This window comes from Stenotrophomonas sp. 62841_Sma (assembly GCF_056482945.1).
Map to the genome: position 1 here is coordinate 3029488 of NZ_CM151224.1, position 25212 is coordinate 3054699.

Below are 25212 nucleotides of genomic sequence, written 5' to 3' on the forward strand. Positions count from 1 at the left end.
CGGGGAACGACATGGAGCCGCCGGGACGCGCCCGGCGCTCCCTTGGCGGCACCCACGCTAGAATGCGCGCATGCGCACCGTACATGCCCTCCGCTACATCACCCCCTTGCGGGAAGGTGGCTCCCTGCCGGCCGTGGTCGAGACCGACGACGACGGCATGGCCGTGCTGAAGTTCCGTGGCGCCGGCCAGGGCCCGAAGGCGCTGATCGCCGAGCTGATCGCCGGCGAGATGGCGCGCACGCTGGGCCTGCCGATTCCGGAGATCCTGTTCGTCGAGCTGGACCGCGAGTTCGCCCGCACCGAGCCCGACCCGGAGATCCAGGAGCTGATCCGCGCCAGCGAGGGCCTGAACCTGGGCCTGGACTACCTGCCCGGCGCGATCAACTACGACCCGGCAGCGATGCCGGTGGATGCCGACCTGGCATCGCGCATCGTCTGGTTCGATGCGTTCACCAGCAATGTCGATCGCACCACGCGCAACCCCAACCTGATGGTGTGGCAGCGCAAGCTATACCTGATCGACCACGGTGCGGCCATGTACTTCCATCACGACTGGGCCAACGCCGGCGATGCCTGCGAGAAGCCGTTCGTGCTGATCCGCGACCATGTGCTGCTGTCGTTCGCCAGCCGCATCGCCGAGGTGGATGCCGAACTGGCCGCGCGCCTGACCGATGCCGAGATCGAGCGCATCGTCGGCCTGGTGCCGGACAGCTGGCTGGTGGACGAACCGGCGTTCGACAGCCCGCAGGCCTACCGGCAGGGTTATATCAACTACCTCAAGCACCGCCTGAAGGTGCGTGCGGTGTTCGTGCAGGAGGCCATCCGTGCCCACGCTGCACACGTATGACTACGCCGTCATCCGCGTGGTACCGCGGGTGGAGCGCGAGGAATTCATCAACGTCGGGGTGATCGTCTCCTGTCCCGGTGCGCGTCATCTGGAAGCGGCCATCGAGATCGATCCGGCACGCCTGCACGCCTTCGCGCCAGCGCTGGACCAGGAGGCGCTGCAGCCATGGCTGGATGCGATCGTGGCGATCTGCCGCGGCGATGCCAGCGCCGGGCCGATCGCGCAGCTGCCGGCGCGCGCGCGCTTCCATTTCCTCACCGCCAAGCGTAGCTCGGTCGTGCAGATGTCGAGCACGCATGTGGGCCGCACGGCGGACCCGGCGGGTGTGGTGGAACACTTGATGACGAAGATGGTGCGGGTGCCGCGCTGACGCGCCCGTCTCTCACTTCCGGGCGCGCGCCCTGTGCCAGGCAATGAGCGCACAGGCTACTGCAGCGGCAATCAACACCCACCCGGCTGCCGCTTGCCCATGCAGGTAGCCTTGTGCATACGCAGCACTGGCACCTTCGCTGGCCATGGCCGGAACACCCTTGAGTATCACGTGCACCCCACGCAGCAGCAGCACCATGCTGGCGACCAGACACACCACGGGAAGGAGTCGGCTCATGGCCCGATTCTGGTCCGCCACCTGCCCCAGCGTCAACATCGCTGTGGCATAGTCGCTCGGGACTACAACGGCACTCTTCGCGCGATGTAGTTGACCACATTGCCGATCGCATCCGGATCGACATTGGCCAGCCCAACGATCACATAGCCCTGCGCGGGTAGCACCACGATGGCACTGTTCGATCCGGGCGCACCGCCTTCGTGGCCGTACTGATGCTCCCTGCCCTCGCCCTGCACCACGAAGCCGAACCCGTACCAGCCCTTGTGGTTCTGCGCCGTGGTGGCCTGCTGCAGCAATGCAGGTGAGACCAGCTTTCCGCTGCGCAGCGCCTCGGCGAACTTCACCATGTCGCTCACCGTGCTGTAGCCACCACCGGCTGACATGCCGCGCCAGGGCAGCGACTTCGTTTCACGCACCCATTGCCCATCCTGCTTCGTATAGGCGACCGCACGCTGTGGCACCGTCACTGTTTCCGGTTCGAAGCCGGTGCCGGTCATGCCTGCCGGGCGCAGGATGTGTTGCTCCACATAGGCGTAGTACGACTGCCCGGAGACGGCCTCGATGATCCGCCCAAGCACGATGAAGCCATAGTTCGAGTAGCTGTCCTGGCTGCCGGGCGTGAACTGCGGTGCATCCTTGGCAAAGCGCTGCACATAGTCATCCAGCGTCTTCAGCGACGCGGAATACTGCTCGAAATCGTCGCCGAAGAAATCACCCAGGCCACTGGTATGGGTCAGCAGCTGGCGAACCGTCACGCTGTTGGCAACGGCCTTGTTCGGATAGTCCGGCAGGTGCTTGCCGATCGTGTCATCGAGACTGAGTTTGCCCTCCTGCACCCGCTGCAGTATGGCCACTGCGGTGAACATCTTGTTGGAGGACGCAAGGCGGAACTGCGTATCCACGCCCACTGGAATGCCAGCGGTGCGATCGGCATTGCCACCGCGCCAGTCCAGCAGCACCTTGCCGTTCCGTGCCACCTGCAACGCACCCGACAGCGCGTCCTGGGCCCGCAGCGCCTCCAGCCTTGCTGTGGCATCGGCCATCAGGGCAGGCAAAGCAACCCTCTCCGGCTTGAACTTGTCCGGCGTTTCAGTGCCTTCGATCTGGAACTGCTTCAGGTGCGCCGGATTGTCCGGGTCCATGCTGGCCGTCACCCACATCGCGCGCTCGTTCAGCTGGCCCATCACCAGCACCTTCGCGTGACCGGGCGCGCTCTGGCGTGTTTCCAGCACACGCAGCGGGCCGGTGCTCTCGCGGAACTCGAGATAGTCCTTGGGGCTGCTGCCTTCCTTCTTCGCGTAGGTATCAGCGAACGCCTGCAGTTGCTCGAGGCTGCCAGCGTTGAAGGCCACCAGCCAGTCATCGATGGCGTCCTGCGCACGTGGATGTGCACGCTCGGAAGATGTAGCGCCGATTGCTGGAAAAACCGGGGTAACCAGTAGAACCGAGCAGGCCAGTGCATTGCAGAGAAACAGGCGTCCAACAACCCTCATGGCAGTTCCTTTGCGGGGATTCCTGGCCGCATCCTAGACCAAGGATGCGGCCGCCGCATCGACGCCAGGGACTCAGCCGCAACACCTCAACAGTGACGCTGAATGCTTCGATGCGACGCCATCCACTCCGCCTGCGTGGTGGAATGCGCACAGCCCCGGATGCAACGTGAATGCGTGATCCTTCGCAGTTGATGGAAACCCTGCTACCCGATGGCCCCGCTATCGCCTTGCCATCGTCTGTTCGCTGAATCGCGCCACGCAGAAGTCCAGGAAGCTGCGCAGCTTGGGCGTCAGCTGGCGATCGCGCGGATACACCAGGTTGATCCAGGTCGACACCGGTACGTAGTCCGGCAGCACTTCCACCAGCTCATCACGCGCCAATGCTCCGGCCAGCATTTCGTGCGGTTGCAGGATCAGCCCCAGCCCTCCGATGGCGGCGGTCAGCAGCGGCTCGGCCTGGTTGACCATGAAGCGGCTGGACACCGGCACGGTCAGCACGCCGCCATCGGTATCGCGAAAGCTCCAGCGGGTGCGGATGATCGAATGCGCGAAGCCCAGGCACTCGTGGCGGCTCAGGTCATTGGGATGGGCAATGGCCGGTCGCGAAGCCAGATAGTCCGGCGAGGCACACAGGACCAGCGGATACGGCCCCAACCGCCGCGCCACCAGCCCACTGTCGGCCAGATCGCCAGTGCGGAACACCAGGTCGTAGCCGTCTTCAACGATGTCCACCAGACTGTTGGACAGGTTCAGATCGACCTGCACGTCCGGGTACTGCTGCATGTAGGCCACCACCGCAGGGCCCAGCGCGTGCACGCCGAAGGTGACCGGCGCACTGATGCGCAGGCGCCCCATCGGCCGCCCGCGCGCCACTTCGGCCAGCTGCTCGGCCCCCTCCACTTCCTCCAGGATCACCCGCGCCCGCGCCAGATAGGCCTGGCCGAAGTCGGTCAGGCTCTGCTTGCGCGTGGTGCGGTTGAGCAGGCGCACCCCCAGATGCTGCTCCAGCGCCTGGATGTGCTTGCCGACCAGCTGCGGCGACAGGTCCAGTGCCTCGGCAGCGGCGGCGAAGGAGCCGACCTCGGCCACCTTGGCGAAGGTCCGCAGGGGAACGATCAGGTCCATTGCAAACAATTGTTTTTCAATGAAACGCAAGATTACCCCTTATTCTGGATGCAGACTACGCGCACAGTAGCGCTCACCCTTTCGCCGGCGCCCTCGCTGGCCCTTCCTCGGAGCCCCCCATGAGCCAGGTTGTCCGCATCCACGAATATGGCACTGCCGATGTACTGCGCATCGACGATATCGACGTTCCCGCCCCCGCCCCTGACGAAGTCCAGATCCGGGTGAAGGCGATCGGCCTGAACCGCGCCGAGGTGATGTTCCGTAACGGCGCCTACCTGCAGGAAGCGCAGTTCCCCAGCCGCCTGGGCTACGAAGCGGCCGGCGTGGTTGAAGCCGTCGGCAGTGCAGTGAGCGGATTCACTGCGGGCGATGCGGTCAGCGTAGTGCCGCCGCTGGATATCGCGCGCTGGGGCACCTACGGCGAACTGGCCAACGTGCCGGCACGACTGGTAGTCAAGCATCCGCAGGCACTGGACTTTGAAACGGCCGCCGCGGTGTGGATGCAGTACGTCACCGCCTGGGGGGCGCTGTTGGAGCAGGCGCACTTGTCCGCCGGGGATTTCGTCATCATCACCGCCGCCAGCAGCAGCGTCGGCCTGGCCGCCATCCAGATCGCCAATGCAGTCGGCGCCACGCCGATCGCTGTGACCCGTGGCCCGGGCAAGCGCCAGGCCCTGCTCGACGCCGGTGCCGCCCATGTCATCGCCACCCAGGAACAGGATCTGGTGGCCGAAGTGGCGCGCATCACCGGCGGCGCAGGTGCCCGCGTGGTGTTCGATCCGATCGGTGGCCCGCAGTTCGTGCCGCTGACCGAAGCGATGGCGCGTGGCGGCATCCTGCTGGAATACGGCGCGCTGAGCAGCGAACCCACGCCGTTCCCGTTGTTCAACGTGCTGGGCAAGTCGCTGACGTTGAAAGGCTACCTGTACTCGGAGATCGTTTCCGACGATGCCGCGCTGGCCCGCGCGAAGGCATTCATCGTGGATGGCCTGGACAAGGGCACGCTGGCACCGAAGATCGCCAGGGTGTTCCCGTTCGCGCAGATCCAGGACGCACACCGTTACCTGGAATCGAACGAGCAGATCGGCAAGGTGGTAGTGACGGTGTGATCCAGCGTCATGCAACGGGGGCGGCCCACCGCCCCCGTTGCGGTTACCTGGGCAACGCAAACGCCATCACGTAATCGCCGTTCGGGGTTTCCATGAAATGGTGGCCGCCGGCCATGATCACCACGTACTGGCGCCCGCCCTGCTCGTACACCATCGGATTGGCTTGGCCTCCCGCGGGCAGCTTGGCATGCCACAACTCCTTGCCGGTCCTCAGTTCGATGGCGCGCAGCAGGTCATCGGTGGCGGCAGCGATGAAGATCAGGCCGCTGGCGGTCACCACCGAACCGCCATTGTTCGGTGTGCCGATCTCGATCGGCAGGCCGGAGCGGATGCCGAAGGGTCCGTTGCCGCGCGCACTGCCGAATGGACGGTCCCACAGCAGCTTGCCGGTGCGCAGGTCGATGGCACGGATGCCGCCATAGGGCGGCTGCTTGCACAGCAGACCGGTGAACGGCAGGCGCCAACCGGCATTGACCTGGATGGCGTAGGGCGTGCCCACCTGCGGGTCACCCGCGCCTTCTGCTCCGCCCTTGTCGAACCGGATCTTTTCGCGCGGCAGCCAGCCCAACCGGTCGGCCTCCGCGCGTGACACCAGCCGGTTGTAGTTCGGCATGTCGTTGTAGTTGGCCACGATCACGCCGCGGCGCGTATCGATGGACACACTGCCCCAGTCCGAGCCGCCGTTGTAGCCGGGGTACTCGATGGAATGGCGCTCGCTGCTCGGCGGCGTGTAGAACCCTTCGTAGTAGGCCTTGCGGAACTGGATGCGGCAGACCAGCTGGTCGATCGGGGTGATGCCCCACATGTCACGTTCGGTCAGCTCATGCTCGCGACGCAGCGTGTGGTACAGCGAGAACAACTGCGTGGGTGAACGCTGCTCGGGTTCGACGCCGCCCACCGGCACCTTGCGCTCTTCGGCCGCGGTCAGAAGCTGGCCGTTGCGGCGGTCGAGGATGTAGATGTCGCCCTGTTTGGTCGGCAGCAGGATCGCCGGCACTTTGCCGGCCGCCGTCGGGTAGTCGATCAGGCTGGCCTGCGAACCGAGGTCGTAGTCCCACACATCCTTGCGCACCGCCTGGAAATGCCAGACCGGCTTGCCGGTGGCCACGTCGATCGCCACCAGTGACGTCGCATAGCGGTTCTGGTTTTCCGTGCGTGAGCCGCTCCAGTAGTCACCCGCGGAATTGCCCAGCGGCAGGTAGACCAGGCCCAGCGCCTCATCACCGGTGGCGGTGGTCCACATGTTGGGCGTGCCGCGCGTATAGGTCTGCTCGCGCGGCGGCAGACCGCTGCGCTCGGGCTGGTCCATGTCCCACGCCCAGCGCAGCTTGCCGGTGATGGCATCGTAGGCCTGGATCACACCCGACGGCGCATCGCGGCGCTGCCCGTCCAGCACCTGGTGACCGGTCACGATCACGCCACGCACGATCGCCGGTGGCGAGGTGATCGACACGTAACCCGGTGGCACCTCGCCCATGCCCAGGGTGATGTCGACCTGGCCGTTGTTGCCGAAGTTGGCGCAGGGGCGGCCGCTGTCCGCGTCCACCGCGATGATGCGGCCGTCCAGCGTGCCTTCGATGATGCGTGCCCAGCACGCCGGACGGCTGCCCGGTGCAGCACTGCGGGTGACGCTGGGCAGCGGCTCCGGCAGCGCCAGATCGGCGGCGACATCGGCCAATGCCGCATCGGCAATGGTCGGCGTGCGGGACTGCTCGTAGTAGCTCACCCCACGGCAGGCGGCGGTGTACGGAATCGAGGCGTCCTTCACCTTGGGATCGAACCGCCACAGTTCCTTGCCGCTGGCGGCATCGAGTGCGATCAGGCGGTTGCGCGCGGTGCACAGGTAAAGGCGATCGCCGATCTTCAGCGGCGTGGTTTCCGCGCCCCAGCGCTTCTTGGGCATATCGCCGGTACGGAACTGCCAGGCTGGCTGCAACGAGGCCACATTGGCCGGGGTGATCTGCTGCAGCGGCGAATAGCGGGTGGCGGCATTGCTGCGGCCCCACGCCGGCCAGTCGCCCTCGGCGGGCTGGTCAGCCGGCTGCAGGCCCGTGGTATCACGCGTAGGTTCCAGTCCGGCGCTGACCGCGCCTTCCGGGAACGGCTGATGCCCATCCACTTCACCATGCGGCGCAAAGGCCAGGCCGAAGGCGGCCACGAACACCAGCATCAGCACACCCGCCACGCTGCGCGACAGGCGTTTGGAGACCGGCTCGTGCAAGGTGGGCGCCAGCAAGGCCAGCACGATGCCGAGTGCGGTCACCAGGCCCAGCCGGGGCACCCAGCGCCAGTAGTCGCTGCCTGACTCCCACCAGGTCCACAGCAGCGTGCCGATGAACACCAGCGCGTACAGCAATGCACCGCTGCGGCGGTTTCCGAACAACAGGATGCCGCTGGCCAGCAGGCCGAGCCCGGCGATGGCGTAGTACGCCGAGCCGCCAAGGCTGAGCAGCCACGCACCGAGCCCGCCGATGACCAGGCCGAGCACGACCAGCAGCAGCGACAGCACGGTGACAAGGGGGTGCCGGGAGGCGCGAACAGGGGCAGGAGCGGACTGCGGCGTGGCGGACATCGTCGATCTCCGGGGGCAGCATGCGCCGTTATCCCACCGCCTGCGTGAAGCGCGCGCGTATGTGCGGCATCCGGATACGACGACGCCGGCACAGGGCCGGCGTCGTCGGGCACATCAGGCTCGCGGCAGGATCACTCCTGCGCGGCGTCCTCGCTGCTGGCAGCAGCCGGGGCGCCGTCGGTCGCGGCCGGGGCGGCGACGGCCACCTCGTCCTCGTCCTCGTCGATCGAGGCATCCATGCGCTCCACCGCCTGCAGCTTCTCGTCCTTGGACAGGCGGATCAGGGTCACGCCCTGGGTGTTGCGGCCGACGCGGCTGATTTCCGAGCCACGCGTACGCACCAGGGTGCCACCATCGGAGATCAGCAGCACTTCGTCGCTGGAGCCCATCAGCACCGCGGCGACCAGCTTGCCGTTGCGCTCGGTGGTCTGGATGCCGATCACGCCCTGCGTGCCACGGCCCTTGCGCGGGTAGTCGGGCAGCGGGGTGCGCTTGCCGTAGCCGTTCTCGGTGGCGGTGAGGATGTACTGCACGCTGGCGTCATCGGCGCCGTCGATCACCGCATCGCCATTGGCTGCGGTTTCCTCGACACCGTTGTCGTCCTCGTTCTCGTCCTCGCTGCCACCGGCACTCTCGGCCACGATCAGGCTGACCACTTCCTCGCCGGCCGGCATCTTGATGCCACGCACGCCGGTTGCGGTACGGCCCATCGAGCGGACCTTGTCTTCACCGAAGCGCACGGTCTTGCCGTTGGAGGCGAACAGCAGGATGTCGCGCTCGCCGTCGGTCAGGCCGACGCCGACCAGGGCATCGCCCTCGTCGAGGTTGATCGCGATCTTGCCGCGCGCCAGGCGGAAGGCGAACTCGCCCAGCGGGGTCTTCTTGACCGTACCGTTCTTGGTGGCGAAGAACACGAACTGGCCATCGGCGTATTCGCGCACCGGCAGCACGGCCTGCACGCGTTCGCCCGGCTCCAGCGGGATCCAGTTGATGATCGGACGGCCGCGGGCGTTGGAACCGGCTTCGGGCAGCTGGTAGACCGGCAGCCAGAACACCTTGCCCGAGCTGGTGAAGGTCAGCAGCGTATCGTGCGTGTTGACCAGCCACAGCTGTTCGATGAAATCCTCTTCCTTGGTCGCTGCCGCACTGCGGCCGCGGCCGCCTCGGCGCTGTGCGCGGTACACGCTCACCGGCTGCCGCTTCACGTAACCGGCATGCGACACGGTGACCACCACGTCTTCCGGCGCGATCAGGTCGAGGATGTCCAGGTCTTCTTCGCTGTGGCGGATTTCGGTACGACGCTCGTCGCCGAACTCGGCCTTGACGTTGACCAGCTCCTCGCGGATCACCTGCAGCAGGCGGTCGGGATCTTCCAGGATGTGGATCAGCCCGGCGATCACTTCCAGCAGCTGCTTGTACTCGTCGGTCAGGCGGTCCTGCTCCAGCCCGGTCAGGCGGTGCAGGCGCATTTCCAGGATCTGGGTGGCCTGGATCTCGGTCAGCTGGTAGCCGCCCTCGATCAGGCCCACGCCCTTGGGCAGGTCTTCCGGGCGCGAGGCTTCGGCACCGGCGGCACCCAGCATCGCACCGACCAGGCCGGGCTCCCACACGCGCGCCAGCATGCGCTCGCGTGCTTCATTCGGGTTCGGCGAGGTCTTGATCAGCTCGATCATCTCGTCGATGTTGGCCAGCGCAACGGTCAGGCCTTCCAGCACGTGGGCACGGGCGCGCGCCTTGCGCAGCTCGAACACGGTGCGACGGGTGACCACTTCGCGACGGTGGCGGACGAACGCCTCCAGCATCTGCTTGAGGTTCATCAACTGCGGGCGGCCATCGACCAGCGCCACCATGTTGATGCCGAACACCGATTCCATCTGGGTCTGCTGGTACAGGTTGTTCAGCACAACCTCGGCAGATTCACCGCGCTTGATCTCGATGTAGATGCGCATGCCGTCCTTGTCGGACTCATCGCGCAGCTCGCTGATGCCTTCAATCTTCTTTTCCTTGACCAGCTCGGCGATCTTCTCGATCAGACGCGCCTTGTTCACCTGGTAAGGAATTTCGGTGACGATGATCGATTCGCGGCCGTTGTCGGCCACTTCGATATCGGCCTTGGCACGGATGCGCACACGGCCGCGGCCGGTGCGATAGCCAGCGACGATGCCGGCAGTGCCATTGATGATGCCGGCAGTCGGGAAATCCGGGCCCGGGATGTACTCCATCAGGCCGTCGACATCGATTTCCGGATTATCAATCAGCGCGATGCAGGCGTTGATCGATTCGCTCAGGTTGTGCGGCGGGATGTTGGTCGCCATGCCCACCGCGATACCGGCCGAACCGTTGACCAGCAGGTTCGGGAACCGGGTCGGCATGACCGTCGGCTCCAGTTCCTTCTCGTCGTAGTTGGGCTGGAAATCGACGGTTTCCTTGTCGATGTCCGCCATCAGCTCATGCGCGAGGCGCGACATGCGCGCTTCGGTGTATCGCATCGCCGCGGCGGAGTCGCCATCGATCGAGCCGAAGTTACCCTGGCCATCGACCAGCATGTAACGCAGCGAGAACGGCTGTGCCAGGCGCACCAGCGTGTCGTACACCGACTGATCGCCATGCGGGTGGTACTTACCGATGACGTCACCGACGATACGCGCCGACTTGAAGTAGGGCTTGTTGCTGTGCGCGTTGAGTTCGTTCATCGCGAACAGCACGCGGCGATGCACCGGCTTGAGGCCATCGCGCGCATCCGGGAGCGCGCGGCCCACGATCACGCTCATGGCGTAATCGAGGTAGCTCTTGCGCATCTCGTCTTCCAGGTTGACCTGGATGATTTCCTTGGCGTTTTCTGCCATTCGGGTTCCGTTGTCTGGTAGCGGTCCAGTCCGGCGCAGCCCTCTGCGGGAGGGGGTCGTGCCGGAACCTCGATTCAACCTGTGGATACTACCACAACAGGCCGTCCCCTGCCTCCATTTACGGGGATTTTACCGGCACAAATCAGGAACTTAGGGGGGGCGCGGCCAGCGGCCGGCACTACCGGGGGCGGAGGTCACGCTGCCCCCTCCCCTGTGCCTCACCCGCCGAAGGCGGCGCGCATGTTCTCGATGGTCGGGTTCAGGATCACCCCGCGCTCGGTCACGATGGCATCGATCAGTTCACCCGGGGTGACGTCGAACACCGGGTTCCAGGCGGCGATGCCTTCGGCCACGGTGCGGGTACCGCCCACGCCGTACAGCTCGCCCGGGTCGCGCTGCTCGATCTCGATCTGGCTGCCATCCACGGTCTCCATGTCCACGGTCGAGGACGGCGCCACCACCATGAACTTGACCCCGTGGTGGCGAGCGGCGATGGCCAGCTGATAGGTGCCGATCTTGTTGGCGGTATCGCCGTTGGCGCAGATGCGGTCTGCACCGACGATCACCCATTGCACCGCACCGGTCTTCATCAGGTGCGAGGCCGCCGAATCGGCGATCAGGGTGGCGTCGATGCCATCCTGCTGCAGTTCCCACACGGTCAGGCGTGCGCCCTGCAGCCACGGACGGGTCTCGCCGGCGAACACGCGGGCGATGCGGTGCTGGGCCATGCCGGCACGGATCACGCCCAGTGCCGTGCCGAAGCCGGCGGTGGCCAGCGAGCCGGTGTTGCAGTGGGTCAGCACGCCGCTGCCGGCCTCGATCAGGCCCGCGCCCAGCGCGCCCATGTGGCGGTTGGCGGCCAGGTCCTCCTCGGCAATGGCCTGCGCTTCGGCTTCCAGCAGGGCCTTCCAGTCGGCGCCGGCGACGTTCAGGCAGCGACGCATGCGCGCCAGCGCCCAGGCCAGATTGACGGCGGTCGGGCGCGATGCGTTCAGGCGCTGCAGCGCCGGCTCCAACTGCTGAAGCGCATGCGCGCCATCAGCGGCCTGCACGTCCCGCGCCGCCAGCACAACACCCCAGGCTGCGGCAATGCCGATCGCCGGCGCGCCACGCACGGTCAGCGCGTGGATGGCGCTGGCAACTTCGTCACTGTCATGGCAGACCACGTGCTCGACCACGAACGGCAGCTTGCGCTGGTCCAGCAGTTGCAGGGCATCTCCGGTCCAGAGGATCGGGCGGATGTGGTCATAACGGGCGTAGTCGATGTCGGAGGCAGTGTTCATGGGCCCATTGTAGGGCCACGCCCCGCGTGGTTGGAGCCTGCCCGGGCTCAATTCACCGAGAATTCGGCGCGGCAGCCGCCGTCCACCCAGATCCCGTTGCGGTTCCAGCCCCAGGTGTTGCCTTCCTCGCACGGGGTGCTGGACAACTGCTCGGTAACGACCGCGCCGACCGAAATGCTCGCCCCACAGAAGCGGCGCTTCTTCGACTTCGACTCGCAGGTCAGGCGGCGTGGCACGTCGACAAAACGGCCGTCCTCGTCAGCCACTTCGAAATCGCCCTGGCAACCACGGCTGGTCCAGACTTCATTGCGCTTGTAGCCCCAGCCCTGCCCTTCGCGGCACGGCAGCACCGACAGCTGGCGCAGCAGGCGCACCGGCGCCCCGTCCAGGCGCACCGGGCAACTCTGCGGGCGGCCATTGGATTCGCAGCGCACCACACGGCGGACCAGGCGCTTGCCTTCCGTTGCCGCAGGCGCTGCACCTTCCGCACGACGCGCACGGAACTCTGCGCGGCAGCCAAGGGTGACCCACACGCCACTGCGGTCGGTGCCCCATTCGCTGCCACGGATGCAACTGTTGCTGGACAACTGGCGCACAAGGTCGATGCCATTGCTGACGTCGATATCGCAATGCACCCAGCCCATGTCGCGCGATTCGCAGGTCACCACTTCGCCGTCATAGCCCGCCTGCTGGGCCGACGCCGATGACGGCAGCCAGGCACCCCAGAGCGCGATGGAGTACACCGGTGCAGCGACAACCGCAAACCACTTGACCAAAGCCTTCCCCAGCAGGAATGGATGAACTGCGTGCCAGTGTCCGGCATCTGCCGTGATAAGAGCATCATCCTGCTTACCGAAGCAAGCGCGGAAACGCGGAATTCCGTTCAGTCTTCGATGTTCAGGAACGTGCGCACCGCGCTCACGCGTGGGCGAAGTCGTAGGCCAGCACATCGGCGATACGCGGCGTGCGGTTCATCGCCATCAACAACCGATCGACACCCACCGCCACGCCAGCGCAGGCAGGCATCGATGGCAACGCCGACAGCAGCCCCTCATCCACGGACGGTTGCACCTGGCCCCGCTCATGGCGTCGCTGCAGGTCACGCTGGAATCGCGCACGCTGTTCGTGCGCGTCGTTCAGTTCGTGATAGCCGTTGGCCAGTTCCACGGCCCCCAGATAAAGCTCGAAACGCTCGGCCAGCGGCGGCGTGCCGGCTCGAATGCGCGCCAGTGCGGCCTGGCTGGCAGGCCAATCGTGGACCACGGTCATCACTGCGTCATCGAAATGCGGCTGGATATGATGGGTCATCAGCAGATCCAGCCAGTCATCGCGGGTCAGCCCGACCGGGTCGATATGTACCTCGCCCAGCGCGGCACGCAACGCGGCCTCATCGGCATCGAACGGATCCACACCCACGTACTGCTGGAACAGCTCGCGGTAACTGAGCACACGCAGCGTCGCACTGCGCCCGACCAGGGCCAGCGCCTGGCCGACCAGCTCGGCGGTTTCCTGCACCAGACGATGGTGGTCCCAACCGACCCGGTACCACTCCAGCATGGTGAATTCCGGATTGTGGCGGCCGCCCGCCTCGCCGTTGCGGAACACCCGGCCCAGTTCGTAACAGTCGCCCACGCCCGCCGCCAGCAGGCGCTTGAGCGGATACTCCGGCGAGGTGCGCAGCCAACGGCGGCGGCCACCGGCATCGACATGGCCGGTGAAATCGGTATGGAAGCTGTCGATGTTCGGCTCGGTGTTGCCGGCCACCGACAGGATCGGCGTCTCCACCTCCAGCACATCGCGATCGGCGAAGAAGCGGCGCACCAGCGCGTTGAGCGCGGCACGCTGCTGCAGCGCGCGCAGCAGGGCCTCGCTCACAGGATGCCCTCCGGGCGCGGATGATCCAGCGGCAGGGTCAGCAGATCGCGGGTGTCATCGATGTAGCCACTGGCCAGGTACAGGCGCCGGGCCAGTTCGTTGTGGTGGTTCACTTCCAGCCGCAGGCGGCTGACGCCACGCCCGCGAGCGCGCTGTTCGCAGATGGCAAGCGCCTGCTTGCCGCGGCCGCGGCCGCGCGCGCGGTGGCTCAGGTACAGCTCGTCCAGCAACATGAAGTGGCCGCCCTGCTCCAGGCTGAAACCCATCGCGATCACTGCGTAGCCGACCACCTCGGCGGCCTCGTCCAGCCACAGCAGCACCTCGCCATTGCGCGGATCGGCCAGCAGCGCGTCCACGCCGCGACGCACGCGCGCGTCGTCGAAGTCGATCTTGTCTTCGGCATAGAACTCGCGCATCAACGCGATCAACAGTTCTTCGTCGGCACGGGTGGCCAGGCGGAAATCCAGCGGAGCGGTCTGCATCGGTGTTCCCTTGTGTTTCATGCCGGGCGCCAGGCACCCGGCGGGGTCATCATTCGTGTTCGGCGAGGTAGGCCAGCAGGCGGTCTTCGTCCCATACCGGCACGCCCAGCGACTGCGCCTTGTCCAGCTTGGAGCCGGCCTCGGTACCGGCCACCACGAAGCTGGTCTTCTTCGACACGCTGCCGGAGACCTTGGCACCCAGCGCTTCCAGGCGTTCCTTGGCGGCATCGCGGGTGAGCTGGGCCAGGGTGCCGGTCAGCACCACGGTCTGCCCGTCCAATGGGCCGGCCACGATCTCGGCCAGCGCCGGCGCCTTGGCCAGGATCTGCTGCATCGCCTTCTCGGCCGCCAGCAGCATCGCGCCATGGCCATCTGCATCGAGCCACGCAGCCAGGCCGCGTGCAGTGTCATCGGGCAGGCCGGCGTTGACGAACTGGCCATGCTCGGCGTCGAGCACTGCTTGCGCGCCGGAAAGCGCAGCGACCAGTTTTTCGGCGCGCAGGCGGGTGATGCCCGGGATTTCCGATTCGACCAGCAGCTGCGCCAGATCCAGCCCTTCGCGCAGCTTGGCACTGGGCGCATGCACATCGCTGATGCGCACCTGACCGACCTGCAGCAGGTCATCGATGGCCTGCTGGTTGCCCTGCTGCTCGAAGAAATGACCCAGCGAACGCGCCACTTCGCCGCCGATGTCCGGCACACGCTTGAACAGCGGCCACGGCAGGTGGCGGATCAGCTCCAGGTCACCGAACCACTGCGCCAGCGCCTTGGCCGTGCTCTCACCCACGTGCTCGATGCCAAGCGCAAACAGCAGGCGCTCCAGCGTGGCCGCACGGCTGGCGTCGATCGCCGCGATCAGGTTGTCGGCCCACTTGGTGGCGATCTTCTTCGTGTTCCATTCGAAGCTGGCCGGCTGTGCCAGCGCCTGTGCGCGCCAGCCCGGATCGTTGCCATCCAGCTTGAGCACCGCATTGAGCACCGCACCACTGCCTTCGGCGGGCAGGTGCAGCTTCAGCGCAGCCGCCAGTGCGGAAGGGTCCTCGGCATCCAGCACCAGCTTCAGATGCAGCAGCTGGTCACGGTTGAGCCGGTACAGATCGGCCACGCTTCTGACGATGCCGGCGTCGACCAGGGTTTCGATGTACTTGTCACCCAGGCCATCGATATCCATCGCGCGACGCGAGGCGAAATGGGCAATGGCCTCCTTGCGCTGCGCCGGGCAGGACAGCTCGCCCGAGCAGCGCCATGCGGCAGCACCTTCCTCGCGCACGATTTCCGAGCCGCACACCGGGCAGCGCGTCGGCATCTGCCACGGCGTGGTGCCCGGCGGGCGGCGATCAAGGATGACGCTGACCACTTCCGGAATCACATCACCGGCGCGGCGCACGATCACGCTGTCACCCACGCGCACATCCAGGCGTGCGATCTGGTCGGCGTTGTGCAACGTGGCGTTGGACACGATCACGCCGGCCACCGCCACCGGTGCCAGCCGCGCAACCGGTGTGGCAGCACCGGTGCGGCCGATCTGGATCTCGATCGCCTCTACCGTAGTGCTCTGTTCCTGTGCCGGGAACTTGTGCGCGATGGCCCAGCGCGGCGCACGCGAAACGAAGCCCATGGCCTGCTGGCCGGCGCGGTCATCCAGCTTGTAGACCACGCCATCGATATCGAACGGCAGGCCATCGCGGCGCTCACCGATATCGCGGTAGTAGCCGAGCAGGCCGTCGGTGCCTTCCACCACCTTGCACAGCTCACTGACCGGGAAGCCCCAGGCACCGAGCTGGGCCAGCGTGCCCGAATGGGTGTCTGGCAGCTCGCCGCCCTGCACTTCGCCGGTGCCGTAGGCGAAGAAACTCAGCCTGCGCTGCGCACTGATCTTCGGATCGAGCTGGCGCAGCGAACCGGCCGCCGCGTTGCGCGGATTGGCCAGCACCTTGCCGCCCTGCTGGCGCGCACGCTCGTTGTAGGCCTCGAAGTCGGCGCGGGCCATGTAGACCTCGCCGCGTACTTCCAGCACATCCGGCCAGTCCTTGCCGTGCAGGCGCTTGGGAATGTCACCGATCTCGCGCAGGTTGGCGGTCACGTCCTCGCCGGTACTGCCATCGCCACGGGTCGCGCCGAGCACGAAATGACCGTCCTCATAGCGCAGGCTGATCGCCAGGCCGTCCATCTTCGGCTCGGCCGAGAACCGCAGGCTGCGACGGCCCAGGCGCTCGTCGATGCGGCGTACGAAATCCGCCACCTCCTCGTCGCTGAAGGCATTGGACAGCGACAGCATCGGCACCGCGTGGCGCACTTCCGGGAAGCGGCCGGACGGGCGCGCACCGACCTGCTGGGTCGGGCTGTCGGTACGGGCCAGCTCCGGATGCTCGCGCTCCAGCGCTTCCAGCTCGCGCACCATCCGGTCGTAGTCGACGTCGGGGATCTCCGGCGCGTCCAGCTCATGGTAGGCGCGGTTGGCCTGGGCGATCTGCCAGCGAAGATCTTCGGCGCGTTCGGCGGGGCTGGGGCTCATCGGGATCCGGTGGTTCTGGGATGGCCGGGGATTCTACCGCGCCCGACCGTCAGGCCCTGTAACGCCGCCGCCTTTTGTAGAGTCGAGCTTGCTCGACTGGCCTTCATGCAAGGCCAAAGCAGTCGAGCAAGCTCGACTCTACAAAAGACGGCTTGCGGCGCACCCCCACCAGCGCTAGCGTGAGACGGTTGCCCCTCGGAATCCCACCCGTGACCCTGCCTGCCTCCCGTCGACGCTTCCTGCAACTGGCTGGTGCTGGCCTCGCCGTCGCCGGCACCGGGCTGCCGCAGCTCGGCCATGCCCAACCCGCGACAGCCGCCGCCCCAGCCCCTGCCGAAGGCGCCGTACTACTGAACTTCAACGAATGCCCGTACGGCCCCTCGCCCGCCGCCCAGCAGGCGGCGCGCGACAGCATCGCCAGCTGCGGCCGCTACCGCTTCGAACTGGCGGGCCAGGTGCGCGACGCCTTCATCGAACAGGCCCGCATCCCGGCTGATCACGTGCGGCTGTATCCGGGCTCCAGCGAGCCGCTGAACCGCGCCGCCGTGCTATGGACAGGCCCGCAGGCGGGGCTGGTAGTGGCCGACCCGACCTTCGAGACGCTGGGCGAGGTCGCCGCCGCACACGGTGCACACGTGCAGAAAGTGCCGCTGCGCGAGGACGGTGCACACGACCTGCGTGCGATGGTCGCCGCCGCACACGCACGCCCGACCGGGCTGCTGTATGTGTGCAACCCCAACAACCCGACCGGTTCGATCAGCCCACAGGATGAGCTCGCCTGGCTGCTGGCCCACAAACCCGCTTCCACCCGCGTGCTGTTGGACGAGGCGTATCTGCAGTACAGCGAACAGCCGAGCCTGATCGCGCAGGTGGCGCAGCGCGATGACCTGATCGTGTTGCGCACGTTCTCCAAGCTATATGGCATGGCCGGCCTGCGCCTGGGCGTGGCGACCGCACATCCCGACCGCCTGCGCGAGCTGGCCAGCCTCGGCGACAACCCGCTGCCGGTGCCGGCGCTGGCGGCGGCACTGGCCAGCCTGCGCGATCCGCAGTTGATTCCGCAGCGCCGCCTGCAGAATGCCAAGGTGCGCCAGGCCACCATCGCGTGGCTGGGCAAGCGTGGTTTCAGCTGCGTGCCGTCGGAAGCGAACTGCTTCGTGGTCGACGTGCAACGCGATGGCAGCGCGTTCGCCAAGGCGATGGCGGACAACGGCGTGGTGATCGGACGCAGCTGGCCGATCTGGCCACAGCGCGTGCGCGTGACCGTCGGCACCGAAGAAGAAATGGCCGCGTTCCGCCATGCGTTCGCGAAGGTGGCCGGCGTGCCGGCCTGATCCTGTTGGTGGGGGCGAACCTTGGTTCGCCCCATCCACGCATGGCGTGGATCTACTGTTGTGGGTGCCGACCGTTGGTCGGCACACCGAAAAAATGCCTTTACCAGCGCGGGGTCTTGGTCAGCGGCGGGGCCTGGTGCTGGCGGTCGTAGGCGCGCAGCTCGTCACGGATGTGTGCGATGCGCTGGCGGCCCAGGGCATTGCGGCTGTCATCGAGCACCACGCCATCCAGCAGTTCAGCCATGCGCTGCACCGTCGGCAGCATCTTCTCCCAGGCGTCCAGCGCGGTCAGCGGCGCCGGCAGGGTCAGGAAGAAGGCGATGGCCGGGGTTTCCATGGCACGGATGTTGGCCATGTCGAAGCTGCCCGGCTTCATGATGCTGGCCATCGAGAAGATCGGGCCGCGCTCGGGGTGGCCTTCCACCAGGCGGTGGAACACGTTCATGTGGCCGAACACCAGGCCAGTCTTCTCAGCCGCCACCACGATGTCCTCACCACGCAGCTGCTCGCCGGCCCGGGCAGCCACGAACAAGGAGACGATCTTGTCGAAATCCTGGGTGGCGCGCTTGCCGAGATCACTGGCGCCCGGGTCGGTTTCGCCCAGACCAAGTTCGGCCTGCTCGCCTTCCGTGCCCATGCCCGGTTCGACGCGGCCATCGGCCACGGCGACGCCGTCTTCGCCCAGTACCGGCTCGCGGCGCTCGCCGCTGGTCGGTTCCGCGCCTTCCACGCGGCGCCCCTGGGGCTTCTTTTTCGGACGGCCAAACAGGAAGATCGCGGCGATCAACAGCAGGCCGGCGGCCAGGATGCCGATGCGCAACAGTGCCGTGTCGGACATTCGATAGGTTCTCCGGCTAGTTCATTCAGGTAACTAGGATGGCACGTCAGGCCGCGCCCGCCAATCGCGCGGCTTCTTCCAGGTCCACGCTGACCAGGCGGCTGACGCCCGGCTCGCGCATGGTCACGCCCGACAGCTGGTGCGCGGCCTCCATCGTCGCTTTGTTGTGGCTGACGAACAGGAACTGCACCTTTTCGCTCATTTCCTTGACCATGTTGGCCAGGCGGCCGACGTTGGCTTCGTCCAGCGGCGCGTCCACCTCGTCCAGCAGGCAGAACGGCGCGGGGTTGAGCTGGAAGATGGCGAACACCAGCGCCACCGCGGTCATCGCCTTCTCGCCGCCGGACAGCAGCGAGATGCTGGACACGCGCTTGCCCGGCGGACGCGCCATGATGGTCACACCGGTGTCGAGCAGGTCTTCACCGGTCAGTTCCAGGTAGGCGTGGCCGCCACCGAACAGGCGCGGGTACAGCGCCTGCACGCCAGCGTTGACACGATCGAAGGTGTCCTTGAAACGACCGCGGGTCTCGCGGTCGATCTTGCGGATCGCATCTTCCAGGGTTTCCAGCGCGGTGGTCAGGTCGGTGTGCTGCGAATCCAGGTAGTCCGAACGCTGCGAAGCCTCGCCGTACTCGTGGATGGCGGCCAGGTTGACCGGCTCCAGCCGGCGCATGCGGCCATCGATCTGGTGCACGGCCTGCTCCCAGTCACCCAGGCGGGCGTCCTCGGGCAGTGCGTTGAGCACGTCCTGCAGCACGAACCCGGCCTTCTCCACCGCGCCCTGCAGGGTGTCCGCGCTGAGCACCAGCGCCTGCTGGTCCAGCTTGCGCTGCGAAATACGCTCGCGCTGGGCCAGCGCCTGTTCGTCGCGCTGGTGACGGGTCTGCTCGTAATTGCGCAGCTCGGCGTCGATGCCGTCCAGCAGCGTGCGCGCTTCGGTCAGCACGCGATCAGCCCGCACGCGCTCTTCCAGTGCGTTCTGGTGCTCGGCCTGCAGCGACTCGACCGGCGAATCACCTTCGTCCAGCTGCGAATGCAGTTCGCCCAGTCGCGAATCCAGCTGCCCGCGCTGGGTACCCATGCGTTCCAACGCCTGGCTCAGTGAAGCCAGCTGCGCCCGCTGCGATTCCAGGGTCAGGGCCAGCGAGTGCGAGCGCTCGCGCACCGCTCGCGCGGCGTCTCTGGCCAGGTCGCGGGCCTCGGTCAACTGGCGGCGCTCACCCTCCAGCCGCTGCCGGGTCGATTCCAGGTCGCCCATGCTGCTGACCGCGTTTTCCAACCGCGAGCGCGCTTCACGCGCCTGCTCGTTGTTGGCTTCCAGCGTTTCCTGCAACTGCTTCAGTTCCCCTTCGATGCGGTCGATGCGCGTGCGCGCCGCCTCTACCTTGCCCTGCTGTCCCTGCAATTGGCCAGCCAGTTCAGAGACCGCACGATGGGCCTGGTACAGCCCACGCTGCGCGTCTTCGCGCTGCTGCTCAGCGGCCTGCAACTGCTCACGGAAACCACTCAGCTGTTCTTCCAGCTCGGCCTCGCGGTCCTGCAGCTGCTCGATCTGCTCGCGCAGCTCGTTGATCTCACGTTCGCGCAGCAGCGCGCCCTGCTGGGCAGCACCGGAGCGCGATACGCGCAGCCAGCCCTGGCCCAGGCGCTCGCCGCTCTGGGTGATGATCGAATCGCCTTCCGGAAGAGTGCCCTGCAACACCTTCGCCTCGGACAGGTCCTTGGCACCATGCAGGTGCGCAAGCAGGCGACGGATCGCGGCCGGGCCACGCACGCGGGCCGCCAGCGAGGTCGGCGCGACCTTCAGGTCCGCGCCATCGTTGGCGACCAGTGCGACGTGGCCCTCGCCAAGTTCGCCGAGCGCATCGACCAGGCTGGCCGGATCATCAACCAGCACGCCTTCGATCAATTGGCCCAGCGCGCTTTCCACCGCGTTTTCCCAGCCGGCATCAACGTCCAGGCGTTCGCCGACACGCGCTGCCGAATCCAGCCCACGCGCCTTCAGCCACGCCACGGCAGCGCCCTGCTCCTGGCCCAGCGCGGCCTGCTGCAGGGTTTCCAGCGAAGCCAGGCGACCGCGCAGGCCGTTGGCCTGCTTGCGCAGTTCGGCCAGTTCGTTCTGGCCATTGCGCTGCTGTTCCTGCACGGCCGCCACGCCCTGCTTGCGCAGCTCGACGTCTTCGCTCAATTCATCCAGCACAGTCTTCTGCGTGTCGTGCTGCAGGTGCAGCTGCTCGAAGGCTTCTTCCAGCGCGTCCACGTCCAGGCCGGCGCGTTCGGCGGCCAGCGCTTCACGACGCCGATCAGCGTCGAGGATCTGCTTGTCCAGGTAGTCCACGCGCGTGCGCTCGACATCGCCGGCGCGCGACGCTTCCGAACTCTGCGAGGTGTGCTGCTCCCAGCGCTGCTGCCAGCTGGCCAGCCGGTCTTCGGCCTCGCGCAGGCTTTCCTGCTTGATCTCGTTCTCTTCCTGCAGCTCTTCCAGCTGCGGGGTCGCGGCCTCCACCGCTTCGCGCAGCACCATCAGCTTGGCCTCATCACCACTGATGTGCTGGCCCAGTTCCGCCAACGCCTGACGGGTCTCGTCGCGCGCCTTGTGCAGGCGCTGCGACAGTTCGCGCTGGTGCTGGATCTGCTGTTCCAGGCGCGCCAGCGTGCTGCCGACCTGGTAGACCGCAGCCTGCGCGGTGTTGAGCGCATCGGCGGCCTCTTCGCGTCGAACGCGCGAGGTCTCGATGCGGGCCTCGGCGTCACGCTGGTCGGCGATCAGCTGCTGCAGCTTCGTCTCTTCCTGCGACAGCCCTTCGCGCAGCTTGGACAGGCGACCGTCCAACCCGCGGAACTCCAGGGCCTTCCACTCGGCATCCTTGACCCGGCGCTCTTCCTGCAGGGCCTGGTACTGCTCGGCCTGCTTGGCCTGGCGCTTGAGGTGTTCGAGCTGCTTGCTGATCTCGTCGCGCAGGTCGCCCAGCCGGTCCAGGTTCTCGCGGGTGTGGCGGATGCGGGTCTCGGTTTCCTTGCGGCGCTCCTTGTACTTGGAGATGCCGGCCGCCTCCTCCAGGTACACGCGCAGGTCTTCCGGGCGCGCCTCGATGATCTGGCTGATCATGCCCTGTTCGATGATCGAGTAGCTGCGCGGGCCCAGGCCGGTGCCGAGGAACAGGTCGGTGATGTCGCGGCGGCGGCACTTGGTGCCGTTGAGGTAATAGTTGCTGGTGCCGTCGCGGCTGACCGTGCGCTTGACCGAGATTTCGTTGAACGAGGCGTACTCGCCCGAGATTGTGTGGTCGGAGTTGTCGAAGATCAGCTCAACCGTGGCCTGCGACACCGGCTTGCGGGCATTGGAGCCGGAGAAGATCACGTCAGTTAGCGAGTCGCCACGCAGGCGGCTGGCCGAACTCTCGCCCATGACCCAGCGCACGGCGTCGATGATGTTCGACTTGCCGCAGCCATTGGGCCCCACCACGCCGGTCATGTTGGTCGGCAGGTGCAGGGTGGTCGGATCGACGAACGACTTGAAGCCGGACAGCTTGATCGTGGAAAGACGCATAGGGGTTCCGGACTGGGGCCGGCAAGCGGCCTGCGTTTACCCTCCAAGTCATTGATCCCATTGAAATCAATGCCCGTGGAACGGGTGTGACGCCCTGAGTATACCGATGTGGCCGTGTTCTACGAATGGGCGTGGAACATTGTCCAACCTCACCCCGTCGGCCGGACGTGGCCCGACGCCGTGAAACGGCGCCATAAAACAAAACGGGCACCCTTGCGGGCGCCCGTTCTGCGGTGATTCCAGGCCTTGCGGCGTGGGATCAGGCTTCGGCGACGACGACGACCTTGACGGTGGTCTCGACGTCGGCGTGCAGGTGGACCAGCACGTCGTATTCGCCGATGTTGCGGAAGGCGCCTTCGCCCAGGATGACTTCGCTCTTGCTGACCGGCAGGCCGGCAGCGGTGAAGGCATCGGCGATTTCGCGGGCGCCGACCGAGCCGTACAGCTTGCCTTCGGTCGAAGCGTTGGCCGGGATGGTCACGCTCGCGCCTTCCAGCTTGGCCTTGCGGGCGTCAGCGTCGGCGTGGATGGCCTGGGCCTTGGCTTCGTATTCGGCGCGCTTGGCTTCGAACTCGGCCTTGTTGCTCTCGGTGGCCGGAACGGCCTTGCCCTGCGGCACGAGGAAGTTACGGCCGTAGCCCGGCTTCACGTCGACCAGGTCGCCCAGGTTGCCGAGGTTGGTGACTTTCTGCAGGAGGATCAGCTGCATGGTATTGCTCCAGATAAGTTATTCGTTAGCGAGGCGATGCCCCGCAACAAAGGCTGTCCGAATAGCTGGCACAGCGGGGGCGGCACCGGGCCGCCCCGCCGGGCATCAGACGTCGTGGTTGTCGGTGTACGGGATCAGGGCCAGGAAGCGAGCGCGCTTGACGGCGGTCGCCAGCTGACGCTGGTACTTCGACTTGGTACCGGTGACGCGGCTCGGCACGATCTTGCCGTTCTCGGTCAGGTACTGGCGCAGGGTGTTGAGATCCTTGTAGTCGATCTCCTTCACACCTTCAGCCGTGAACTTGCAGAACTTGCGGCGACGGAAGAACTTGGACATGGGAAGGCTCCTTAGGCGGCGGAAGCGGCGTCGTCGCCGGCTTCGTTGTCAGCGGTGGTGGTGGACTCGCCTTCTTCGTCGTCACGACGACGGCGCTCACCGCGCTCCGGCTTGTCACCCTTCTCGTCCTTGCTCTTCATGATCAGCGACTGCTCGGTGTCAGCCTCGTCACGCTTGATGACCAGGTTGCGCAGCACGGCGTCGTTGAAGCGGAAGCTTTCGGTCAGTTCGTTCAGAACGGCCTGGTCGGCTTCGATGTTCATCAGCACGTAGTGGGCCTTCACCAGGTTCTGGATCGGGTACGCCAGCTGGCGGCGGCCCCAGTCTTCCAGACGGTGGATGGTGCCGTTGCCGTTCTCGACCAGCGACTTGTAGCGCTCGATCATGGCCGGGACCTGCTCGCTCTGGTCCGGGTGGACCATGAACACGATTTCGTAATGACGACTCATGTTTTTTCTACCTTTCGGATGTGGCCTCGCGGCCGGACAGCCCCCCGCCGTTGAGACCGCGGTGGGGCAAGGATTCCCGCCAGGAAGGCAGGAAGCCGCGCATTATGGCGCAGATGGGGTGGCCGGGCAACCGGCGGGCCACAGGGCAACCTGAACCGGGCTACCCCAGATCCACATGAAGGCGGTGCTGGCCGCATTCCAGGCACTGGAACAGGCAGCCAATCATCTCCCCGTCCCGGCTCAGGTGTTCCAGCACCCAGTCGGCGTCGCGCGGGTTGACCTCAACCACGTCGGGCCGGACCTCGTCGAGGATGGGCTGGAGGTCCTCGCTACCGGCGTAACCGAGGAAGGCGCAGGGCCGCTCACAATGGCTGAGCCAGACCGACTGCTGCCAGGACGAGTAGCCCGGGGTGCGCTCGCAGATCTCCAGCAGCAGCTCGCGGGCGATGGTCGGCGGCGGATCGGCCGGATCCGGGGATACCCCCTCGATATCGCTCCAGCCGGTGAATTCACCCTCGTAACTGGCCACTGCCCTGCCATCGGCAATGCACCAGGGGCACAGGTAATCGGGGCTCAGAACGGAGTAGAACGGCCCCCGGTAGCGCAGTGTGCGCGGCTGACCACAGCAGTCGCAGACCCCGTCGACCTCTTCGAAGGAGAGGGCGTAGGCGTTGGGGTGATAAATGAAAAGCGGTCGTTCCATCCGTGGATCCCTTCCCTGCCGACCAAGGTCGGCATCTACCAGCGCCCGGCCATGCCCGGCGGACGCCAGAACCAGCCCTCAGGCCTTGTCGGCGTCGGTGGTGAAGCTCTCGCCGCAGCCACACTCGGCGGTGGCGTTCGGGTTGCTGAACGTGAACGTTTCGCTCAGGCCGTGCTTGCCGAAGTCGATCACGGTGCCGTCCACCAGCGCCAGGCTCTTGGCGTCGACGTAGATCTTCACGCCGTCCTGGTCGAACACGGTATCGCCCTCGCGCTCGTCGCGGGCCAGGTCGGTGATGTGACCCCAGCCCGAGCAACCGGTCTTGGTCACGCCGAAACGCAGGCCCAGCGCGCCGGGGGTCTGGGCGACAAAGCGCTGCACGCGCTCGAAGGCAATGGGGGTCAGGCTGACGGCCATGGGGCTACTCCAGAGGTACGGGGACATTATAAGGAGCCGTTGCCACGAAAAATGCCTCGCAAGCAGAACGCTGCAACCGGTAAACTCCCGTGTTCACAGATCGAGTCGATCAGCAGAGGATT

21 protein-coding genes are annotated in these 25212 nt (G+C 66.4%); 4 read left to right on the forward strand and 17 right to left on the reverse strand.

Annotation, left to right across the window (positions count from 1 at the left end):
- Positions 1-70 precede the first annotated feature (70 nt).
- Both ACZK5G_RS14280 and ACZK5G_RS14285 read left to right on the forward strand, forming a co-directional pair.
- Complete coding sequence (locus tag ACZK5G_RS14280) at positions 71-847, forward strand: HipA family kinase (RefSeq protein WP_478463863.1); 777 nt, start codon at positions 71-73, stop codon at positions 845-847.
- Complete coding sequence (locus ACZK5G_RS14285; protein ID WP_049400180.1) at positions 825-1217, forward strand: DUF3037 domain-containing protein; 393 nt, start codon at positions 825-827, stop codon at positions 1215-1217. The genes ACZK5G_RS14280 and ACZK5G_RS14285 overlap by 23 nt, the downstream gene beginning before the upstream one ends.
- 12 nt (positions 1218-1229) lie before the next feature.
- On the opposite strand, the gene ACZK5G_RS14290 is transcribed toward ACZK5G_RS14285, so the two are convergent.
- From ACZK5G_RS14290 to ACZK5G_RS14300, 3 genes are all read right to left on the reverse strand, one after another.
- Positions 1230-1454 carry a hypothetical protein gene (locus tag ACZK5G_RS14290; protein WP_285302566.1) on the reverse strand — a complete coding sequence of 75 codons (225 nt, stop codon included), beginning with the start codon at positions 1452-1454 and terminating at the stop codon, positions 1230-1232.
- Between the two features lie 62 nt (positions 1455-1516).
- Positions 1517-2947 carry a serine hydrolase domain-containing protein gene (locus ACZK5G_RS14295; protein WP_478463865.1) on the reverse strand — a complete coding sequence of 477 codons (1431 nt, stop codon included), beginning with the start codon at positions 2945-2947 and terminating at the stop codon, positions 1517-1519.
- Between the two features lie 219 nt (positions 2948-3166).
- Complete coding sequence (locus tag ACZK5G_RS14300; protein ID WP_164080416.1) at positions 3167-4072, reverse strand: LysR family transcriptional regulator; 906 nt, start codon at positions 4070-4072, stop codon at positions 3167-3169.
- Between the two features lie 119 nt (positions 4073-4191).
- Here ACZK5G_RS14300 and ACZK5G_RS14305 point away from each other — a divergent pair, with 119 nt between their 5' ends.
- Entirely contained in the window at positions 4192-5181 is a 990-nt protein-coding gene (locus ACZK5G_RS14305) for a zinc-dependent alcohol dehydrogenase family protein (RefSeq protein ID WP_032127690.1), read from the forward strand.
- Positions 5182-5224: 43 nt separating this feature from the next.
- Here the strand turns inward: ACZK5G_RS14305 and ACZK5G_RS14310 are convergent, their stop codons facing one another.
- From ACZK5G_RS14310 to ligA, 7 genes are all read right to left on the reverse strand, one after another.
- The gene (locus ACZK5G_RS14310; RefSeq protein ID WP_478463866.1) at positions 5225-7753 is read right to left on the reverse strand and encodes a membrane-bound PQQ-dependent dehydrogenase, glucose/quinate/shikimate family; all 2529 of its coding nucleotides are present in this window, start codon (positions 7751-7753) and stop codon (positions 5225-5227) included.
- Positions 7754-7884: 131 nt separating this feature from the next.
- Positions 7885-10599 (reverse strand): DNA gyrase subunit A, encoded by a 2715-nt coding sequence (gene gyrA / locus ACZK5G_RS14315; protein ID WP_049400193.1) that lies wholly within the window; start codon positions 10597-10599, stop codon positions 7885-7887.
- A 218-nt stretch (positions 10600-10817) separates the two neighbouring features.
- Positions 10818-11882, reverse strand: a complete 1065-nt coding sequence (gene mtnA, locus ACZK5G_RS14320) for an S-methyl-5-thioribose-1-phosphate isomerase (RefSeq protein WP_049400195.1) — start codon at positions 11880-11882, stop codon at positions 10818-10820.
- 47 nt (positions 11883-11929) lie between these two features.
- Positions 11930-12658 (reverse strand): DUF3011 domain-containing protein, encoded by a 729-nt coding sequence (locus ACZK5G_RS14325; protein WP_032127686.1) that lies wholly within the window; start codon positions 12656-12658, stop codon positions 11930-11932.
- A 142-nt stretch (positions 12659-12800) separates the two neighbouring features.
- A complete protein-coding gene (gene epmA, locus ACZK5G_RS14330) occupies positions 12801-13757 on the reverse strand; it encodes an EF-P lysine aminoacylase EpmA (RefSeq protein ID WP_279912691.1) in 957 nt (318 codons plus the stop codon).
- Positions 13754-14239: a GNAT family N-acetyltransferase gene (locus tag ACZK5G_RS14335; protein ID WP_032127684.1), complete on the reverse strand. Its 486-nt coding sequence runs from the start codon at positions 14237-14239 to the stop codon at positions 13754-13756. The genes epmA and ACZK5G_RS14335 overlap by 4 nt, the downstream gene beginning before the upstream one ends.
- 49 nt (positions 14240-14288) lie before the next feature.
- Positions 14289-16760, reverse strand: coding sequence for an NAD-dependent DNA ligase LigA (ligA, locus tag ACZK5G_RS14340; RefSeq protein WP_478466522.1), 2472 nt, complete (start codon positions 16758-16760; stop codon positions 14289-14291).
- A 203-nt stretch (positions 16761-16963) separates the two neighbouring features.
- Here ligA and ACZK5G_RS14345 point away from each other — a divergent pair, with 203 nt between their 5' ends.
- A complete protein-coding gene (locus tag ACZK5G_RS14345; protein ID WP_478463868.1) occupies positions 16964-18088 on the forward strand; it encodes a pyridoxal phosphate-dependent aminotransferase in 1125 nt (374 codons plus the stop codon).
- A 100-nt stretch (positions 18089-18188) separates the two neighbouring features.
- Here ACZK5G_RS14345 and zipA read toward each other — a convergent pair whose 3' ends face one another.
- The 7 genes from zipA to ACZK5G_RS14380 all read right to left on the reverse strand — a co-directional run bounded on the left by zipA (position 18189) and on the right by ACZK5G_RS14380 (position 25090).
- Positions 18189-18926: a cell division protein ZipA gene (gene zipA, locus ACZK5G_RS14350; RefSeq protein WP_006376490.1), complete on the reverse strand. Its 738-nt coding sequence runs from the start codon at positions 18924-18926 to the stop codon at positions 18189-18191.
- A 46-nt stretch (positions 18927-18972) separates the two neighbouring features.
- Positions 18973-22476: a chromosome segregation protein SMC gene (gene smc, locus ACZK5G_RS14355; RefSeq protein WP_478463870.1), complete on the reverse strand. Its 3504-nt coding sequence runs from the start codon at positions 22474-22476 to the stop codon at positions 18973-18975.
- 259 nt (positions 22477-22735) lie between these two features.
- Entirely contained in the window at positions 22736-23185 is a 450-nt protein-coding gene (gene rplI / locus ACZK5G_RS14360) for a 50S ribosomal protein L9 (RefSeq protein ID WP_014037734.1), read from the reverse strand.
- A gap of 105 nt (positions 23186-23290) precedes the next feature.
- Entirely contained in the window at positions 23291-23521 is a 231-nt protein-coding gene (gene rpsR, locus ACZK5G_RS14365) for a 30S ribosomal protein S18 (RefSeq protein ID WP_002804494.1), read from the reverse strand.
- 11 nt (positions 23522-23532) lie between these two features.
- Positions 23533-23970, reverse strand: a complete 438-nt coding sequence (gene rpsF / locus ACZK5G_RS14370) for a 30S ribosomal protein S6 (protein WP_006452997.1) — start codon at positions 23968-23970, stop codon at positions 23533-23535.
- A 160-nt stretch (positions 23971-24130) separates the two neighbouring features.
- Entirely contained in the window at positions 24131-24673 is a 543-nt protein-coding gene (locus ACZK5G_RS14375; RefSeq protein WP_110712808.1) for a CbrC family protein, read from the reverse strand.
- 78 nt (positions 24674-24751) lie between these two features.
- Positions 24752-25090, reverse strand: a complete 339-nt coding sequence (locus ACZK5G_RS14380; RefSeq protein ID WP_006376495.1) for a HesB/IscA family protein — start codon at positions 25088-25090, stop codon at positions 24752-24754.
- Between the last annotated feature and the right edge of the window lie 122 nt (positions 25091-25212).

Excerpts from the sequence above, each read along its gene's own strand:
- gyrA (WP_049400193.1), bottom strand. The coding sequence starts at position 10,599 with ATGGCAGAAAACGCCAAGGAAATCATCCAGGTCAACCTGGAAGACGAG.
- ACZK5G_RS14310 (WP_478463866.1), bottom strand. The coding sequence starts at position 7,753 with ATGTCCGCCACGCCGCAGTCCGCTCCTGCCCCTGTTCGCGCCTCCCGG.
- rpsR (WP_002804494.1), bottom strand. The coding sequence starts at position 23,521 with ATGTCCAAGTTCTTCCGTCGCCGCAAGTTCTGCAAGTTCACGGCTGAA.
- rpsF (WP_006452997.1), bottom strand. The coding sequence starts at position 23,970 with ATGAGTCGTCATTACGAAATCGTGTTCATGGTCCACCCGGACCAGAGC.
- ACZK5G_RS14375 (WP_110712808.1), bottom strand. The coding sequence starts at position 24,673 with ATGGAACGACCGCTTTTCATTTATCACCCCAACGCCTACGCCCTCTCC.
- mtnA (WP_049400195.1), bottom strand. The coding sequence starts at position 11,882 with ATGAACACTGCCTCCGACATCGACTACGCCCGTTATGACCACATCCGC.
- ACZK5G_RS14380 (WP_006376495.1), bottom strand. The coding sequence starts at position 25,090 with ATGGCCGTCAGCCTGACCCCCATTGCCTTCGAGCGCGTGCAGCGCTTT.
- zipA (WP_006376490.1), bottom strand. The coding sequence starts at position 18,926 with ATGTCCGACACGGCACTGTTGCGCATCGGCATCCTGGCCGCCGGCCTG.
- ACZK5G_RS14290 (WP_285302566.1), bottom strand. The coding sequence starts at position 1,454 with ATGAGCCGACTCCTTCCCGTGGTGTGTCTGGTCGCCAGCATGGTGCTG.
- ACZK5G_RS14335 (WP_032127684.1), bottom strand. The coding sequence starts at position 14,239 with ATGCAGACCGCTCCGCTGGATTTCCGCCTGGCCACCCGTGCCGACGAA.
- rplI (WP_014037734.1), bottom strand. The coding sequence starts at position 23,185 with ATGCAGCTGATCCTCCTGCAGAAAGTCACCAACCTCGGCAACCTGGGC.
- smc (WP_478463870.1), bottom strand. The coding sequence starts at position 22,476 with ATGCGTCTTTCCACGATCAAGCTGTCCGGCTTCAAGTCGTTCGTCGAT.
- ACZK5G_RS14300 (WP_164080416.1), bottom strand. The coding sequence starts at position 4,072 with ATGGACCTGATCGTTCCCCTGCGGACCTTCGCCAAGGTGGCCGAGGTC.
- ACZK5G_RS14280 (WP_478463863.1), top strand. The coding sequence starts at position 71 with ATGCGCACCGTACATGCCCTCCGCTACATCACCCCCTTGCGGGAAGGT.
- ACZK5G_RS14305 (WP_032127690.1), top strand. The coding sequence starts at position 4,192 with ATGAGCCAGGTTGTCCGCATCCACGAATATGGCACTGCCGATGTACTG.
- ACZK5G_RS14295 (WP_478463865.1), bottom strand. The coding sequence starts at position 2,947 with ATGAGGGTTGTTGGACGCCTGTTTCTCTGCAATGCACTGGCCTGCTCG.